Annotated in this window: 10 protein-coding genes and 1 pseudogene; 7 read left to right on the top strand and 4 right to left on the bottom strand. The window is 35.6% G+C overall.

The window, feature by feature from the left end; all coding sequences use genetic code 11:
* The 5 genes and pseudogenes from EOD40_RS18375 to EOD40_RS13270 form a co-directional block, all read left to right on the top strand.
* A pseudogene (locus EOD40_RS18375) lies at positions 1 to 106 on the top strand (IS982 family transposase); the annotation flags it as partial.
* 331 nt (positions 107 to 437) lie between these two features.
* Complete coding sequence (locus EOD40_RS13285; protein WP_196781448.1) at positions 438 to 3,710, top strand: SusC/RagA family TonB-linked outer membrane protein; 3,273 nt, start codon at positions 438 to 440, stop codon at positions 3,708 to 3,710.
* Between the two features lie 24 nt (positions 3,711 to 3,734).
* Positions 3,735 to 5,216: a RagB/SusD family nutrient uptake outer membrane protein gene (locus EOD40_RS13280; protein WP_128196309.1), complete on the top strand. Its 1,482-nt coding sequence runs from the start codon at positions 3,735 to 3,737 to the stop codon at positions 5,214 to 5,216.
* 84 nt (positions 5,217 to 5,300) lie between these two features.
* Positions 5,301 to 6,749 carry an arylsulfatase gene (locus tag EOD40_RS13275; protein ID WP_128196307.1) on the top strand — a complete coding sequence of 483 codons (1,449 nt, stop codon included), beginning with the start codon at positions 5,301 to 5,303 and terminating at the stop codon, positions 6,747 to 6,749.
* A gap of 521 nt (positions 6,750 to 7,270) precedes the next feature.
* On the top strand, positions 7,271 to 7,885 hold the full coding sequence (locus EOD40_RS13270) for a deoxynucleoside kinase (protein ID WP_128196305.1): 615 nt from the start codon (positions 7,271 to 7,273) through the stop codon (positions 7,883 to 7,885).
* A gap of 79 nt (positions 7,886 to 7,964) precedes the next feature.
* Here the strand turns inward: EOD40_RS13270 and EOD40_RS13265 are convergent, their stop codons facing one another.
* From EOD40_RS13265 to EOD40_RS13250, 4 genes are all read right to left on the bottom strand, one after another.
* Complete coding sequence (locus EOD40_RS13265) at positions 7,965 to 10,388, bottom strand: sodium-translocating pyrophosphatase (protein ID WP_128196303.1); 2,424 nt, start codon at positions 10,386 to 10,388, stop codon at positions 7,965 to 7,967.
* A gap of 108 nt (positions 10,389 to 10,496) precedes the next feature.
* Entirely contained in the window at positions 10,497 to 11,027 is a 531-nt protein-coding gene (locus EOD40_RS13260) for an inorganic diphosphatase (protein WP_128196301.1), read from the bottom strand.
* 92 nt (positions 11,028 to 11,119) lie between these two features.
* Complete coding sequence (locus EOD40_RS13255; RefSeq protein WP_128196299.1) at positions 11,120 to 13,609, bottom strand: DUF5686 and carboxypeptidase-like regulatory domain-containing protein; 2,490 nt, start codon at positions 13,607 to 13,609, stop codon at positions 11,120 to 11,122.
* 69 nt (positions 13,610 to 13,678) lie between these two features.
* A complete protein-coding gene (locus EOD40_RS13250; protein WP_128196297.1) occupies positions 13,679 to 14,656 on the bottom strand; it encodes a pyruvate dehydrogenase complex E1 component subunit beta in 978 nt (325 codons plus the stop codon).
* 264 nt (positions 14,657 to 14,920) lie between these two features.
* Here EOD40_RS13250 and EOD40_RS13245 point away from each other — a divergent pair, with 264 nt between their 5' ends.
* Both EOD40_RS13245 and EOD40_RS13240 read left to right on the top strand, forming a co-directional pair.
* A complete protein-coding gene (locus tag EOD40_RS13245) occupies positions 14,921 to 15,667 on the top strand; it encodes an electron transfer flavoprotein subunit beta/FixA family protein (protein WP_128196295.1) in 747 nt (248 codons plus the stop codon).
* A gap of 140 nt (positions 15,668 to 15,807) precedes the next feature.
* Positions 15,808 to 16,776 carry an electron transfer flavoprotein subunit alpha/FixB family protein gene (locus EOD40_RS13240; RefSeq protein ID WP_128196293.1) on the top strand — a complete coding sequence of 323 codons (969 nt, stop codon included), beginning with the start codon at positions 15,808 to 15,810 and terminating at the stop codon, positions 16,774 to 16,776.
* Positions 16,777 to 16,780 lie beyond the last annotated feature (4 nt).

The following is a 16,780-nucleotide window of genomic DNA, read 5'->3' as shown; positions in this document are numbered from 1 at the left end:
CTTCAATAATATTTTTTCCGCTCTGATTGCTTACAACTTTGCAGACAAAAAACCGTCTTTGAAAAATAATTTCCTAGACACAAAACAATTAGTACTTTTTCAATAAGTTTATATCGAACTCACGTTAATTATATATTCTATTCTCGACGGTCAGTGTTTTTACACTAAATAAACTTCTATTTTCCTAACCAGTTAAGTTATACTATTAAATTTTGTCAGTTCGAATGTTTTTTGCTTAGAAATGAAGCAAAAAATGCATAGAGAACCTTTTTTGGCGATGAATTTCACCAATGGTTTTTTATTACATATTTAATACAATAATCTCTCAGTAAACTTAGCATTTTCAATGCTAACAAACCTAGACATTTAGACAAATAAATGCAACATCACAAAATGATGGAAGCACAAGTATTTATCAGATTTAAACCTACAAAATTATGACTCAACAAAAACAATGGAAAAAGAATACAAGGAAACTTCAAATGTTTTTTTTCATCTTCTTAGTTTCAATGTGTACAAACTCACAAATTTTTTCCCAAAATTCTACAAAATCCATAGAACAACTTATATCCGGTACTACCAAAGATGAAAAAGGCGATATTTTACCTGGAGTAAACGTAATCATTAAAGGAACGCAAATAGGTGTTTATTCTGATGCAGACGGGAAATATTCAATTACTACCAGTACAAAAGATGCTTCTTTGATCTATTCTTTCGTTGGTTATTTAACAAAAGAAGTAAAAATCAACGGCCAATCATCGATAATAAATATATCGTTACAACCTGAAGCTAAATCATTGAATGAAGTTGTTGTAATTGGTTATGGTACACAAAAAGCTAGTGACATTACAGGTTCGGTGGCATCTTTTAATGCAAAACATTTAGAAGAAAAACCAATTGGTAGAATTGAACAAGCCCTTATAGGACAAATGGCTGGTGTGCAAGTAAAACAACAAACAGGTTTGCCCGGAGCTGGTTTAAGTATTGTGGTTCGTGGAACGGGTTCTATCAATGCTGGCTCTGAACCTCTTTACGTAGTGGATGGATTTCCCTTAGATATTGCAGGCCAAAACTCAGATGGAAGTATCGGAACGAGTCCACTCGCAAATTTAAGTGCTAATGATATTGAGAGTATCCAAGTATTAAAAGATGCAGCAGCCGGAGCGATTTACGGTTCTCGTGCTGCCAATGGAGTTGTGCTTATTACAACCAAAAGAGGAAAATCAGGTAAGTTAAAAATTAGCCTGAATACCAATACCGGTGTTAGTAGTATTGCTAAAAAACTGGATATTTTAAGCGCTGATGAATGGGTAGGCGTAGCAACCGAAGTTGCAAATACAAACTGGGTACGTTCAGGAACTGGACGTACAGCCGATCAAACTAATGATCAGCGTAGAGCTATTCTGGGTTTAAAAGCTGGTGAATACAACGTTTCATTCATGCCTGACGAACGTTGGTCACAACCGGGACATCCTGGATTAACTTATGTAGACTGGCAGGATGCGATTTACAGAAAAGCGATTTTTCAAAACTATCAATTATCGGCAACAGGAGGTACTGAAGATGTGAGTTATTTCTTTTCAGGAAATTACTTAAATCAACAAGCTACTTTGATAAATACTGATTATAAAAGTTATGGTCTGCGTGCAAATATTGAAGCAAGAGCCAATAAAAAACTGAAATTGGGTATCAATTTGGCACCTACTTATTCTGAAAATAACACTCCACAAGGTGACGGAAAAGACAGTCCAATTATGAATATCGCTGGGATTTCCCCAGTAGTAGAAGCTAATGCTGGATTGAATACAGGTGCTGGAGAGTTCCCAACTTATACCTGGAGTAGCCCACGATTGGTAAGTCCTTATGCCATTTTGAACAATTCAATCGGATTGACAAAAAATACCCGTCTCCTTGCTTCTATTTATGCTGAATATTACATTTTACCAAGTTTGTTTGCTAAAACAACTGTCAATTATGATGATGTAAATCAACAGACAAAAACATATGTGTCCGACTACGTAGCGGTTGGAGGTGCTGCTGAACGAATCACCAATCCTGGAAAAAATGCAAGTGGATCCTATGGAGGTTACAGAAAGCAAAATTTTGTAAACGAGAACACTTTAAACTATATCAAGACTTTTAATGATGTACATAATGTATCGGCAGTAGCCGGAGTTTCATTCAATTCAGTTCATAATGAAGCTTTCAACATTCGTACTGCTGGTGGTTTTGCTAACAATATTGTAAACACAATTAGCAATGCCATTCCAAACGCTGCCGGAGTAACGGTTACTGGTACAACTACCGAGAATAACAATACGCTTTTTTCCTATTATGGAAGATTACAGTATGATTATGCCGGTAAATATTTAATTACAGGAAGTATCCGTCGAGATGCCTCTTCTAAATTTGGTATCAATAACCAATGGGGAACTTTCCCTTCCGCATCAATCGGTTGGAGAATCTCACAAGAATCATTCTTAAAAGATATTAAAGAAATTAGTGATTTAAAATTGCGTTTTAGCTGGGGAAAATCAGGTAATAACAACATTGGAAACTACAACTCAATTCCTACTCTATCCGGGACTTCATATAATTTTGGTGGAAATACTCCAATAGTAGCAAATGGACAAGTGGTAGCAGGCTTAGCGAATCCAAACCTGAAATGGGAAACTTCCAATACGTATAATTTAGGTTTTGATGCCGCTTTCTTTAATAATCGTATTAATGTTTCTTTTGATGCTTATACTAAGAAAAGCACCGATTTGTTGCTAAATCTACCTGTTTTGGCCGCAAGTGGTTTCTCTACTAGCTTACAAAATACTGGTTCAGTAAAAAATCAAGGTATTGAATTAGCCATAACTTCAAGAAACATAGTAGCTCCTGATTTCCAATGGAGCACAAATGCAAATATTGCATTTAACCGAAATGAAGTACTTTCATTAAATGCCGACGGCTCCCCTATATATATTCCTTCGGCATATAGCGGTAGTAATGCTCCTTATATTTTACAGCCTGGTTTACCAATGTTTAGTTATTATGTAACAAAATCAATCGGAATATTAACACAAGCTGATTTAGATGATCCAAAAGTGGCTAAAATAAAGAATCAAACTGTTGGAGATACTAAATACTACGATGCTAATAACGATGGTGTAATCGATGCTAATGACCGAGTGGTTCATGGACAACCCAATCCAAAATATACTTGGGGTATTACCAACAATTTTAAATACAAGAACTTTGATTTAAGCGTACAAGTATATGGACAAGTTGGTGGCTCTATTCTTTCCTATTTTGGTCGTGCTATTGATTTCAGCGGAAGTACAACTGCCAATATTTCTGGAATTTGGAGAGACAGATGGACTCCGGAGAACCAAAATTATAATGCTCCTCGTGGAAAATTAGCAAGCACCTATACCGTTCCTCAAGTAACATCTGACTGGGTTTATTCGACTGATTTTATCCGTATTCAAAACATTACTTTAGGTTACAATCTCAAGGATTTAGCAAAAAATAGTGTACTCTCCTCTGCTCGTGTTTATGTCGCTTTACAAAACTGGTTCAACCACGATAAATACAGAGGTGGCGTAAACCCGGAAGCCCAAAACACTAACGTGAGTGGAAACGGAAGTTATCCGATTCCGGGCGATTATGGTTCAATGCCATTGAGCAAAACTGCCTCTGTAGGTGTTAATCTTACTTTTTAATTCACATAATTATATTCTAAAGTCATGAAAAAAACAATATATATAGCAATTAGTGCCGTCTTAGTAGGGCTTACTTCCTGCGAAAATCAGCTCGATCAAAAACCTGTTTCCAGTACCACGGCAGAAAGTTTTTATTCAAACACCAACGATTTTACACAAGCTGTAAATGGTGTTTACAGTAAATTAACGTCTTACCCAAGTCAGGTACTTTGGTTGGGTGAAATGCGTAGCGATAACCTCAATGTATTACATGATGGTAACCGTGACTGGCAAGGAATCAACGATTTCTCTCCAAATATCACCACAACAGGTTTTATTGCTAATGCCTGGAATGATAATTTCAATGGAATTTTCAATGCTAATTCCGTTTTACAGGCATTAGAAACCAAAGGAAGTATTATTACAGATGCTGCTTTACGTTCCAGATTTACAGCCGAAACCCGTTTTCTGAGGGCTTTCTATTACTTCCAATTAGTGCGTACTTTTGGTAAAGCACCTTTAATAGAAAAGCCTTTAACAGCAGTAGAAGTAGAATCTGTACTAAGAAGTGCTGTAGCAGATATTTATAAATTGATTATTGCAGATTTAGAATTTGCAATACAAAATCTTCCTGCATCTTACACAGGAGCCAATATTGGTCGTGCTACAAACAATGCAGCAAAAGGCTTATTAGGCTTAGTTTATTTAACTCGCTCAGGAACAACATATAATATTGAAGGTCCTGGATTAAATAGCAATGAATATAATAAAGCACTTATTCTTTTCAATGAAGTAATTGCGAGCAAGCAATATCAATTGTTGCCTAGTTATTCTTCGGTTTTTGCTTACGATAACGAAAATAATAAAGAAGTAATTTTTGATGTACAATTTATGAGTTCTTCAAATGGCGCAGGCTTTCCAAGTCATCTTGCTCCAGTAGCATTTTGGACGGGACAAGGAATTTCAAACTCTTATGGTAACGGTTATGGTTCAAGTAACTTTAATGTTTCTAAAGAACTTAAAGCTTCATACTTAACCAATGCAGCCGATGTAAGAAACGCTTTCAACATTCAATTAACTTACTCTCAACCTTTTATAAAGAAATATATTGATGTGGCAAAAAGAGGTACAAATGGAAGAGACTGGTCTATCAATTTTATCGTTTTGCGTTATGCGGATATTCTTTTATTGAAGGCAGAAGCCATTTTAAAGGGAGCACAAGGCACACAAACTGAAGTAGATGCTTTGGTTAATCAAGTAAGAAGTCGTGCAGGATTACCTAGTATTTCAAACGTTACTTTTGATAATTTACTTGAAGAAAGACGAAAAGAATTTTTAGGAGAAGGCACCCGTTGGAACGATTTAGTTCGTTCTGGAAATGCTGTTACTAAAATGAATTCCTGGATAAAAAATGATGGAATTCTAACAATCAATGCAGTAACACCCGACTTTTTGATTTATCCGGTACCAGCCACTGAAATAGGAACAAAAATAGGACTATACCAACAAAATCCTGGATATAATTAATATTTCTTGTCTTTAAGAACATACGTAGTAATTCAGTTTGCTACGTATGTTTTTGTTTTATAGGTAATTAAAAATAGTACTATCATGCAAAAAATCATATTCGTTGCCGCCTTACTGTTCACACAAACAGTTACTTTATTGGCACAAAAAAACATACAAAAACCAAATGATACTCGCCCAAATATTATCTTCATTTTAGCAGATGATTTAGGCTATGGCGATATCGCAATCAATGGACAAAAACTTATCAAAACGCCCAATATTGATAAATTAGCCAAGCAAGGTGTTCGCTTTACTCAATTTTATGCTGGTACAAGTGTTTGTGCTCCTTCTCGTTCTTCGTTACTGACAGGACAACATACAGGGCATACTTATATTCGTGGTAACAAAGGTGTTGACCCTGAAGGACAAGAACCTATCGCTGACTCTGTGCTTACAGTAGCTGAAATACTTCAAAAATCGGGTTATCAAACAGCTGCTTTTGGTAAATGGGGATTAGGTCCGGTTGGTTCAGAGGGCGATCCGAACAAACAGGGTTTCGATCAGTTTTTTGGTTACAATTGCCAAACGCTGGCACACCGCTATTATCCAAATCATCTATGGGAGAATGGACAAAAAATTGTGTTGGAAGCCAATAAGAATCTGATGGAAAATAAAGAATATGCGCCAGATATTATTCAAAAAAAAGCATTGGAATTTGTTGACAAAAGAGCAAAAGACAAACCGTTTTTCTTATTCTTACCTTATATTCTGCCACATGCCGAATTACTTGTTCCCAACGACAGCATCTTGGCATACTATAAAAAACAGTTCAAAGAAAAGCCATACAAGGGAAATGATTATGGTGTGAACGCCACAAAAGGCGGTTATACTTCACAAGACTATCCACACGCTACTTTTGCTGCAATGGTTAGCCGACTTGATTTATATGTGGGGCAAATTCTTGAAAAATTAAAGCAAGAAGGTCTAGATAAAAATACTTTGGTGATTTTCACAAGTGATAATGGACCACATAAAGAAGGTGGAGCAGATCCCTTTTTCTTTAATAGTAGCGGTGGTTTTAGAGGAGTTAAACGAGATTTATACGAAGGTGGAATCCGTGAGCCATTCATCGCTCGTTGGACTAACGTCATCAAGCCCAATTCACAGAATAATCACATTGGTGCTTTTTGGGACATTTTACCCACCTTCGCTGAATTAGCTGGTGTAAAACCACCTCAAAATATTGATGGATTATCTTTTGTGCCTACTTTAAAAGGCAACAAAACGCAAGCAAAACACGCTTATCTTTATTGGGAATTTCATGAAAATGGAGGTAAACAAGCCGTTAGACAAGGAAATTGGAAAGCGATAAAATTGAATGCTTCTGTAAATCCTAAAAATGAAGTTGAATTATATGATTTAACAAAAGACCCCGCTGAAAGTAAAAATATCGCTAAGCAATTTCCTAAAAAGGCAAAAGAATTGGAAGGATTGATGAATTCATCACATGTAGAATCTACTTTATTTCCATTTGTAAATCAAAATAAGTAAGTTTATAAAATTTAAGCGACAGCCCGTCAAAACTAAAGAGAGTCAACCATTCTTTCTGAAAAATTTGAAAAAGTTGTTTTACAAATATCAATATAATATTCGATAGACAAGTATGCTCTGGTGGAAATTCCGGACACTACACTGCTGAATTAGGTGACCAAAGAACATCCGCAATTACTTTAAAATATTCTCTATAAAATTCAATTTTCTAACTGAAAGAAGCCGGCTCAAAACACATTGAGATGGCTTCCTTATTTAATACCAAAAACGAATTCAATATAGTCCAATTTTATCTTTGTCACATCGAGCGCAGTCGAGATGCATTATGGGTTCTCGACTGTGCTCGAACTGACAAATTGAACTATTTTATAAAAATCATTGGTATAATTCAATATTGGAAATCATAAAAAACAGCAACTCAAACAAAATTTAAATTCATTCAAATCACTTATAATAAAGACTATTTTTTTTCTATTTTTACATCTTTAGTAAAATACAAATCATAAAACTGTAACAACATAATGCACATAGCAGTAGCAGGAAATATAGGCTCAGGAAAAACAACATTAACCGCTTTACTATCCAAACACTTTAAATGGGAGCCGCATTATGAAGATGTAGTAGACAACCCTTATTTAGATGATTTTTACCATCAAATGGAACGTTGGTCTTTTAACCTGCAAATTTATTTCCTGAACAGTCGTTTTCGTCAGGTGATTCAAATTCGCGAAAGCGGAAAAAAAGTAATTCAGGATAGAACCATTTACGAAGACGCTTATATTTTTGCCCCTAACCTTCATGCAATGGGATTGATGACGAATCGCGACTTCCAGAATTATGCTACGCTTTTTGAATTGATGGAATCTACGGTTAAGGCTCCCGATTTACTAATCTATTTAAGAAGTTCTATTCCAAATTTAGTGGGACAAATCCATAAACGCGGACGTGAATACGAAAACTCTATTTCTATTGATTATCTAAGTCGTTTGAACGAACGCTACGAAGCTTGGATTCATACTTACAATAAAGGTAAATTACTGATCATAGATGTAGACAGAATCAATTTTGTTGACAATCCGGAAGATTTAGGAAATATCATAGAACGAATTAATGCCGAACTAAACGGATTGTTTTAAACATTTATTCTTTAAAACTTCCTCATATAAATAAAAAATGCCTCGCAATCGCAAGGCATTTTTTATTTATATATAATTTTTACTTTTTATGAGCACAACAGCTCTTTTTTGCAGAATGAGATGGAGGGACGAATTTCCCATTACTGTCATAATGCGACAAGCAAGCCTCTTTTTGTTCAGGAGTACACTTTAAACTATCACACATTTTTGCACACTCTTCTTTGGTCATAGTAGCACATTTGCTCATATCACAATGTCCCATCATTTGCGAACCATGATGACTGCATTTCATTTCCATCATCTGATGTCCTTTTTCAGAACCAATATCCCCGTTTCCTAAAATTGGAGCTATTACCAACCCTATCAAACAAGTCAGTTTTATCAAAATATTCATCGAAGGCCCGGAAGTATCTTTGAATGGATCTCCTACAGTATCTCCCGTTACAGCGGCTTTATGGGCATCAGAACCTTTATAGGTCATTTCCCCATTAATCATTACTCCTGCTTCAAAAGATTTCTTGGCATTGTCCCAGGCACCTCCGGCATTATTTTGAAAAACAGCCCACAGCACTCCCGAAACAGTAACTCCCGCCATATAACCTCCAAGCATTTCGGCAATCAATTGATTATTGTCTCCATAAACTAATTTACCCAGCAAAACAATTGAAATAGGAAAACCAATGGTTAAAACTCCCGGCAACATCATTTCGCGCAAAGCGGCTTTAGTCGAAATATCAACACATTTAGCATATTCGGGTTTGGCCGTTCCCTCCATAATTCCGGGAATCTCCTTGAACTGACGACGCACTTCATACACCATATCCATAGCTGCTTTCCCAACTGAATTCATAGCTAATGCCGAAAAAACTACGGGAATCATTCCCCCTACAAACAACATGGCTAAAACCGGTGCTTTGAAAATATTAATTCCGTCAATTCCCGTAAAAGTGACATAAGCCGCAAATAAAGCCAATGAAGTAAGTGCTGCCGAAGCAATGGCAAATCCTTTACCAGTTGCTGCAGTCGTGTTTCCAACAGAATCCAAAATATCAGTACGGGTACGTACTTCTTTAGGTAATTCGCTCATTTCGGCAATTCCTCCAGCATTATCTGATATTGGTCCAAAAGCATCAATGGCTAATTGCATTGCCGTGGTAGCCATCATAGCCGAAGCAGCCAATGCTACTCCGTAAAAACCTGCCAAAGCATAAGAAGTCCAAATTGCCGTTGCAAACAACAAAACCGTTGGGAATGTCGAAATCATTCCTGTTGCCAAGCCCGCAATCACATTAGTTCCGGCCCCCGTACTCGATTTTTGAACAATAGCCATAACAGGTTTTGTCCCTAAACCAGTGTAATATTCAGTAACTGACGAAATCACTCCTCCTACTATCAATCCGATGATGGTTGCGTAAAAAACTCTCATCGATGAAATATCCTGACTTCCTTCTCCAAAGAATTCCATCTTCATAGTTTCCGGCAACATATATTGTACTAAAAAGAAACAGCTAATAGCCGTCAAAACTATGGCAACCCAATTCCCTTTATTCAGTGCTTTTTGTACTTGGGCTTCTTTAGCATTATCATCGGTAATTTTAACTAACATTGTACCAATGATGGAAAACAAAATTCCAAAACCTGCAATGGACATGGGCAACAATATAGGCCCAACACCACCAAAGGCATCCTGAATACTTCCACCCATATCTTTGATAACATAATTCCCTAAAACCATAGCCGCCAGAACAGTGGCTACATACGAACCAAACAAATCGGCTCCCATTCCTGCAACGTCACCAACATTATCACCAACATTATCAGCAATTGTAGCGGGATTACGAGGATCATCTTCGGGAATTCCTGCTTCAACCTTACCCACTAAATCCGCACCTACATCGGCTGCTTTAGTATAAATACCTCCACCTACACGAGCAAATAATGCAATAGATTCAGCTCCTAAAGAAAAACCAGCCAATGTTTCCAAAACAACGGTCATATCCTCAGTAGAAGTCCACGTACCACCCATAAAAAAATGATAAAAGAAAATAAAAAAGGAAGTCAAACCTAAAACTGCCAAACCAGCTACACCTAATCCCATTACCGTTCCGCCTCCAAAAGAAACTTTTAAAGCCTGTGGTAAACTAGTACGAGCCGCCTGTGTGGTTCTGACATTAGTTTTAGTGGCAATTCTCATCCCCATATTACCCGCCAGGGCTGAGAAACAAGCCCCAATAATAAATGCGACTACAATTAACAAATGTGTTTTAACTCCGGGTAAAAAAGTTACTCCTGCCAAAACAATACTGGCAAAAAAAACAAAAACGGCTAACAATCGGTATTCAGCTTTCAGGAAGGCTAAAGCTCCTTCATAAATGTGATCCGAAATTGCAGCCATTTTACCATCACCTGCATCTTGTTTTAAAACCCAGGCTCTTTTTACAAGCATAAAAAAAAGTCCTAACAATGCCATAAAGACAGGCACCCAAATCATAATTGCGTCCATAAATTCGTTTTGGTTAAGGTTATCAATCAATAGTATACAAACGAATTTAAACAAAAAAGCAATACTCTTAACGGAGTATTGCTTTTTTTATAATTATGAGGAAAAAAATTATTTAATGCTAAATAATCCTTCCGGTTTGTTTTCGATTGCATCAAAACGCTCAGTACATTCTTTGATAATCGCTTTTGCTTCGCTCAAATCTCCCCAACCTTCAACATCCACTTGTTTGTTTTCAAGATCTTTATACACTTGGAAAAAGTGCTCAATTTCTTTTAATAGGTGTGGGTTAATATCTGACAAATCATTTAATTTATTCCAGATTGGATCAGAAACAGGCACACAAACAATTTTCTCATCCGGTCCTTTATCATCTGCCATGTGGAAAACACCAATTGGTTTTACTTCCATAACACATCCAGGAAAAGTAGGCTCATTTACCAAAACCAATACATCCAATGGATCTCCGTCTAAAGCTAATGTTTCAGGAATAAACCCATAATCAGCCGGATACATCATTGAAGAGAATAACATTCTATCAAAACGCATTCTTTTGATTTCGAAATCATACTCATACTTATTTCTACTTCCTCTTGGAATTTCGATTAAAACATCGAAAGTGTTTATTTTGTCTGCAGTCATTTTATTTATTGTCTTAAGTTGAATTTATTTGGGCACAAAAGTAATTTAAATCCTTATTTATAACAAAACATTTGGTTTAGATTTCGTGATTTTTAGAAATAAAAACCAAATGAACCTTTCACTGAAAACTTCTGTGCATCTGGAGTATTTAAATAATTTCCTCTCCAGGTAAAATCGATTCGGAATACCTTAAAAATATTCCCAATTCCGGCACTATATTCCCAATACACATCTTCCGGGGCAGTGTAAATCAATCCCGAAGCATTAATAGCTCTACTCGCATCCGAAACAGTTCCATAAACAGCTTTGGCTCCCACAATTTCCCTCCAATTTAACTTTCTCATAAAAGGAATTCTTGAAAACAAACGTCCTCCAAAATTGTGTTCCCATTGCAGCGTAGCATATTGATCAGCAACAAATTCGTAAAAATTAAGATTGCTAAAGGTATTTTCGATAGAAGAATACGATTGATTCCCGGGAATCACACTCATCAAACCTAACGGTATGGTACCAAAAGTTTTTCCTACTTCTAAAACAACATTGGAACGCCCTAAAGGCCCGATAATAATAGGTTGTTTATAGTACAATTGCAACTTATCATAATCAAAATCACTGTCCAACAAACCTTTAAAACCATGACTATAATTAACATAAAAACGGCTAAAAGGACTATCAACAGTGTTTCTTTCCACTCCGTAACCAATCATTTTTCGATTAGGAGTTAACTCTACCTGAAAATTAACTTCTGATTGTTTTACTTCGCTTCTGGTAGTTGTGTGCGTTGCATCAGTATAATAATCCAAACTAAAGACGTCTGATGCCGATTCTAATGTTCTATAGGAAACTCCCAGCTGAAATGTCAAATTTTTTACCGGTTCCATTTCGACAGCCAGATTAGACAAATTAATATTTGTCAGCTTTCCATTACTACTAGTTGAGAGCAAAGAAGACGAAGCAAAACTCCTGCCTAAAACATCGTTTGTTGTGGTTAAGCTGGCACCTATCTGCTCTACATCCCTTCTGTTTCCTCCAGAAATAATGATTCGATTTTTCTTATCGACCATCCATTTTCCTGACAAACCATATTTAAACTTATTGTCATCAAATCCATAAGCAGTATAGCCTTGTAAACGCCAGGGATCATTAGGCCCAAAATAAGTTCTTCCTCCTGTTCTAATTCGAATTCCTTCCACCTGATTGTATCCAAAAGTGGAAAATATAGGTCCATAATCAAAATGACCAAACTGAACATAACCACTTCCCAGAATAGAAACTAAGTTATACAATTGCCTAAATTTCTTGACTGTTTGCAAGGTATCGAGCATTTTATAAACACCTTTTTCGTCTTTATTTAAGTTTTCGAAACGATTATCTTCCCAATATTTATCTGATTTATTATAAACTTCATTGTCTATATAATTGACTTCATCTTTATAAAAAGCAGCTGGTTTTTCGATATTGAATTTATGATTTTGATACAAAGTGGTACGTTTTCCATAAACCCCTTTGGATTCGTCTTTTTTATTCAAAGCAAAATCCGACATCATATAATCACGGGTAAGCAGGAAAACAGAATCGTTTTGTACTTCAAATTCCTGTTCGATATAAATGTCTTTTACCCAGTTAATATTGGCACTTCTAGTCACAGCCATATTAATTTTTTTGATGGCAAAAGTGGTATCGTTCACCCAAAAATCACCTTTAAAAGTCAATTCGTTTTTACGTCTTGGATAAAACAAAATGTTATAACACCATTTTTTATCAATAAAAGCACTATCCCTAAGAATGTAATTATAAACATCAATCCCTGTTTTTGACAATGGACTGGTAAAACTTTTGTCAAAAAAAGTAAGGTGATTATTGTAAATATCGTAATCAGAATACAGGTCTTTTACAAAAGATAAAATTTGCTGATTATCACTAAATCCTGAATTTTTATTGGCTTTCAGCTTCTCTTTTACTTTCTTCAATTTATTATTCCCATAAACATCCGATAGAGATTCATTAATAAAAATAGGCAAGTATGTTTTCCCGGTAACCCTTGAAGTATCAATATGTTTAAAAACAAACTCCATTCCTTTAAAGAGTTTCTTTTTCATAAAAGCACTATCAATAGTATTCATATCAAATTCTACTTTTTCGTACTTCTCCATTTGGTATTGATCAAACTGATACAGACCGTTTTTTCGCTTTCTTTCCCAAATTTTTCTAAGAATATCAAGAGCAGGATTGTTCTTTTTAGATGTTTTTCCGGTATAAATAACCACCTCTTTTAATACTTCGACTTCTTTAAGCTGTACCTTAAAATTATAGTTAACCGCTTTATCTAATGTAACTTCCCTATCCGAAAAACCTACTGAAGTAACAATTAAGGTATTGTAAGTATTAGGAGATTCTATATAAAAACGCCCGTCTTCATTAGACATAACACCTGTATTCGACCCTTTTAAAACAATATTAGCAAAAGGAATCGGTTGATTTGATTTATCTACCACCATACCACTCACCTTTGTTTGAGCAAAGAGTGTTGTAAAGACAGACAATATAAAAAACAGAGTTAAAAACAGGTATTTCTTATTCATATAGTAGGTTTAAAAAAAAAGCTCCATCAAACTAACGTAAGATGAAGCCTTAATAGTATTTGCTATGTATTATTTATACATTACTTTCTTTACTGCTTTCACAACATCAGCTGCATTTGGCAACCAATCTTTCAATAATACTGGAGAGTAAGGTGCCGGAGCATCAGCAGTTGTAATTCTTTGAATTGGTGCATCAAGGAAATCAAATGCTTGCTCTTGAACAATATAAGTAATCTCAGAAGAAATACTTGCAAATGGCCAAGCTTCCTCAAGAATTACTAAACGGTTTGTTTTTTTAACTGATTTTAAAATCGCTTCATTATCCATTGGACGAACAGTTCTCAAATCGATAACTTCACAAGAAATTCCTTCCTTAGCTAATTCGTCAGCAGCAATAAAAGCTTCTTTGATGATTTTTCCAAAAGAAACAATTGTTACATCAGTTCCTTCTCTTTTAATATCAGCAACTCCAATTGGAATAGTATATTCACCTTCCGGTACTTCTCCTTTGTCACCATACATTTGCTCTGATTCCATAAAAATTACAGGATCATTATCGCGAATAGCCGATTTCAAAAGTCCTTTTGCATCGTAAGGAGTTGAAGGAACGATAACTTTTAAACCTGGAGTGTTAGCAAACCAGTTTTCTAAAGCTTGAGAGTGTGTTGCTCCTAATTGCCCTGCAGAAGCAGTTGGTCCACGAAAAACGATAGGCACATTAAATTGTCCTCCTGTCATTTGACGCATCTTAGCAGCGTTATTTATAATTTGATCAATACCAACTAAACAGAAGTTGAAAGTCATATACTCTACAATAGGACGACATCCGTTCATAGCAGATCCTACTGCAATTCCTGTAAAACCAAGCTCAGCAATTGGAGTATCGATTACTCTTTTTTCGCCAAATTCAGCCAGCATTCCTTTTGAAGCTTTGTATGCTCCATTGTATTCTGCAACTTCTTCGCCCATTAAATATATGGATTCATCGTGACGCATTTCTTCGCTCATCGCTTCACAAATGGCCTCTCTAAATTGTATTGTTCTCATATTTATATTGTATGTTGAATTTTCTGAAGAGCAAAAATAAATATTTTAAACCATTTAAAGCACAAATTAACTTAAATAATCCGCCATAAATTCTAACATCTTATTATGGGTATGTGAATATCTCGCTTTTATCGGGCAATTTCATCCATAATAAAACAACAAAATCCATATTGTAATATTGGTAAGTAATTATTCATACCAAATTATTCGAAATATTGTTCTAATTTTGTAACTCAATCTACGAAATTTATAAAATATCCAAACATGAAAATACTAGTTTGCATCAGTCATGTTCCTGATACTACCTCAAAAATCAACTTTACTAACGCTGATACCGAATTTGATACTAACGGCGTACAATATGTAATCAATCCTAATGACGAATTTGGTTTAACACGCGCCATCTGGTTCCAGGAACAACAAGGGGCTACTGTAACTGTAGTAAATGTGGGCGGTCCTGAAACCGAACCTACATTAAGAAAAGCCTTGGCTATTGGAGCTAACGACGCAATTCGTATCAACGCCACTCCTACTGACGGTTTTTTTGTTGCTAAACAATTAGCCGAAGTAATAAAATCAGGAGCTTATGATTTAGTTATTGCAGGAAAAGAATCTTTAGATTATAATGGAGGAATGGTTCCAGGAATGATTGCCGGTATTTTAGGATATAATTTCTTAAATTCTTGTATTGACATTACCGTTGATGGAACAAACATAAAAGCCGTTCGCGAAATTGACGGAGGAAAAGAAACTATTTCTACTTCGTTACCTTTAATTATTGGTGGTCAAAAAGGAATTGTCGAAGAAAAAGATTTACGCATTCCAAACATGAGAGGAATCATGACTGCCAGAACAAAATCATTAAACGTTGTTGAACCAATTGCCGTTGCAATAAACACAAAAGCAGTAAAATTTGAAAAACCTGCTCCAAAATCAGCAATAAAAATGATTTCTCCAGATAATTTAGACGAATTAATTAATCTATTACATAACGAAGCGAAAGTAATTTAAGACTTTAGATTGCAGATTTTAGATTGCAAACTGCAGTATGAAATCTTATCTAAATCGTTAATTTAAAATATAATATAAATCAAGTTTTTAGTATCCGGATTCTGAAATCTGAAATCTAAAATCTGAAATCTAAAAATCATATGTCAATATTAATATATGCCGAGTCAGCCGAAGGAAAATTTAAAAAAGTAGCATTCGAAATCGCTTCTTATGCTAAAAAAGTAGCTAAATCTCTAGGAACTACAGTAACTGCCTTAACTATAAACACTGAAAACGTTTCTGAATTAGCAAAATACGGAGTCGACAAAGTACTAAAAGTAAACAACGACAAGTTAGCCGGATTTAATGCCAAAGCTTATGCTGACGTTATCAAACAAGCGGCACAACAAGAAAACACAAAACTGGTTATCTTGTCTTCCAGCACAGACAGCATCTACCTTTCTTCACTGGTAGCGGTAAACCTGGAAGCTGGTTTCGCATCAAACGTAGTAGGATTGCCAGTAAGCACAACTCCTTTTCAAGTAAAAAGAAATGCTTTTTCCAACAAAGCATTCAATATAACCGAAATCAATACCGATGTAAAAGTAATTGGCCTTGCCAAAAATTCTTATGGTATTTTCGAAAATACATCAACTTTAACTGAAGAAGCTTTCAATCCAAGCATTGGAGACAATGATTTTGGAATAAAAGTAGAATCAGTAGAAAAAACATCAGAAAAAGTATCTATTGCCGATGCTGATATAGTAGTTTCAGGAGGACGCGGATTAAAAGGTCCTGAAAACTGGAATTTAATCGAAGATCTAGCTGCCGTTTTAGGAGCCGCAACAGCTTGTTCTAAACCGGTTTCTGACTTAGGCTGGAGACCTCATGGAGAACACGTAGGACAAACAGGAAAACCAGTAGCAACCAATCTATACATTGCCATAGGAATTTCTGGTGCCATTCAGCACATTGCCGGAATTAATGCTTCTAAAGTAAAAGTGGTTATCAATACTGATCCGGAAGCTCCTTTCTTTAAAGTAGCCGATTACGGAATTGTAGGCGATGCTTTTGATGTTGTCCCAAGATTAATCGAAAAACTTAAAGCATTTAAAGCACAAAACGCATAATACT

Origin of the sequence: Flavobacterium sufflavum, assembly GCF_004016525.1 — a bacterium.
Lineage (GTDB): Bacteria > Bacteroidota > Bacteroidia > Flavobacteriales > Flavobacteriaceae > Flavobacterium > Flavobacterium sufflavum.
Note: the sequence above shows the minus strand (reverse complement) of the source record. Positions and strands in the feature narration are given on the sequence as shown.

What these genes read in the sequence shown, in the direction of transcription:
- EOD40_RS13275 (WP_128196307.1), top strand. Translation starts at nt 5,301, where the DNA reads ATGCAAAAAATCATATTCGTTGCCGCCTTACTGTTCACACAAACAGTT.
- EOD40_RS13270 (WP_128196305.1), top strand. Translation starts at nt 7,271, where the DNA reads ATGCACATAGCAGTAGCAGGAAATATAGGCTCAGGAAAAACAACATTA.
- EOD40_RS13240 (WP_128196293.1), top strand. Translation starts at nt 15,808, where the DNA reads ATGTCAATATTAATATATGCCGAGTCAGCCGAAGGAAAATTTAAAAAA.
- EOD40_RS13285 (WP_196781448.1), top strand. Translation starts at nt 438, where the DNA reads ATGACTCAACAAAAACAATGGAAAAAGAATACAAGGAAACTTCAAATG.
- EOD40_RS13265 (WP_128196303.1), bottom strand. Translation starts at nt 10,388, where the DNA reads ATGGACGCAATTATGATTTGGGTGCCTGTCTTTATGGCATTGTTAGGA.
- EOD40_RS13255 (WP_128196299.1), bottom strand. Translation starts at nt 13,609, where the DNA reads ATGAATAAGAAATACCTGTTTTTAACTCTGTTTTTTATATTGTCTGTC.
- EOD40_RS13260 (WP_128196301.1), bottom strand. Translation starts at nt 11,027, where the DNA reads ATGACTGCAGACAAAATAAACACTTTCGATGTTTTAATCGAAATTCCA.
- EOD40_RS13245 (WP_128196295.1), top strand. Translation starts at nt 14,921, where the DNA reads ATGAAAATACTAGTTTGCATCAGTCATGTTCCTGATACTACCTCAAAA.
- EOD40_RS13280 (WP_128196309.1), top strand. Translation starts at nt 3,735, where the DNA reads ATGAAAAAAACAATATATATAGCAATTAGTGCCGTCTTAGTAGGGCTT.
- EOD40_RS13250 (WP_128196297.1), bottom strand. Translation starts at nt 14,656, where the DNA reads ATGAGAACAATACAATTTAGAGAGGCCATTTGTGAAGCGATGAGCGAA.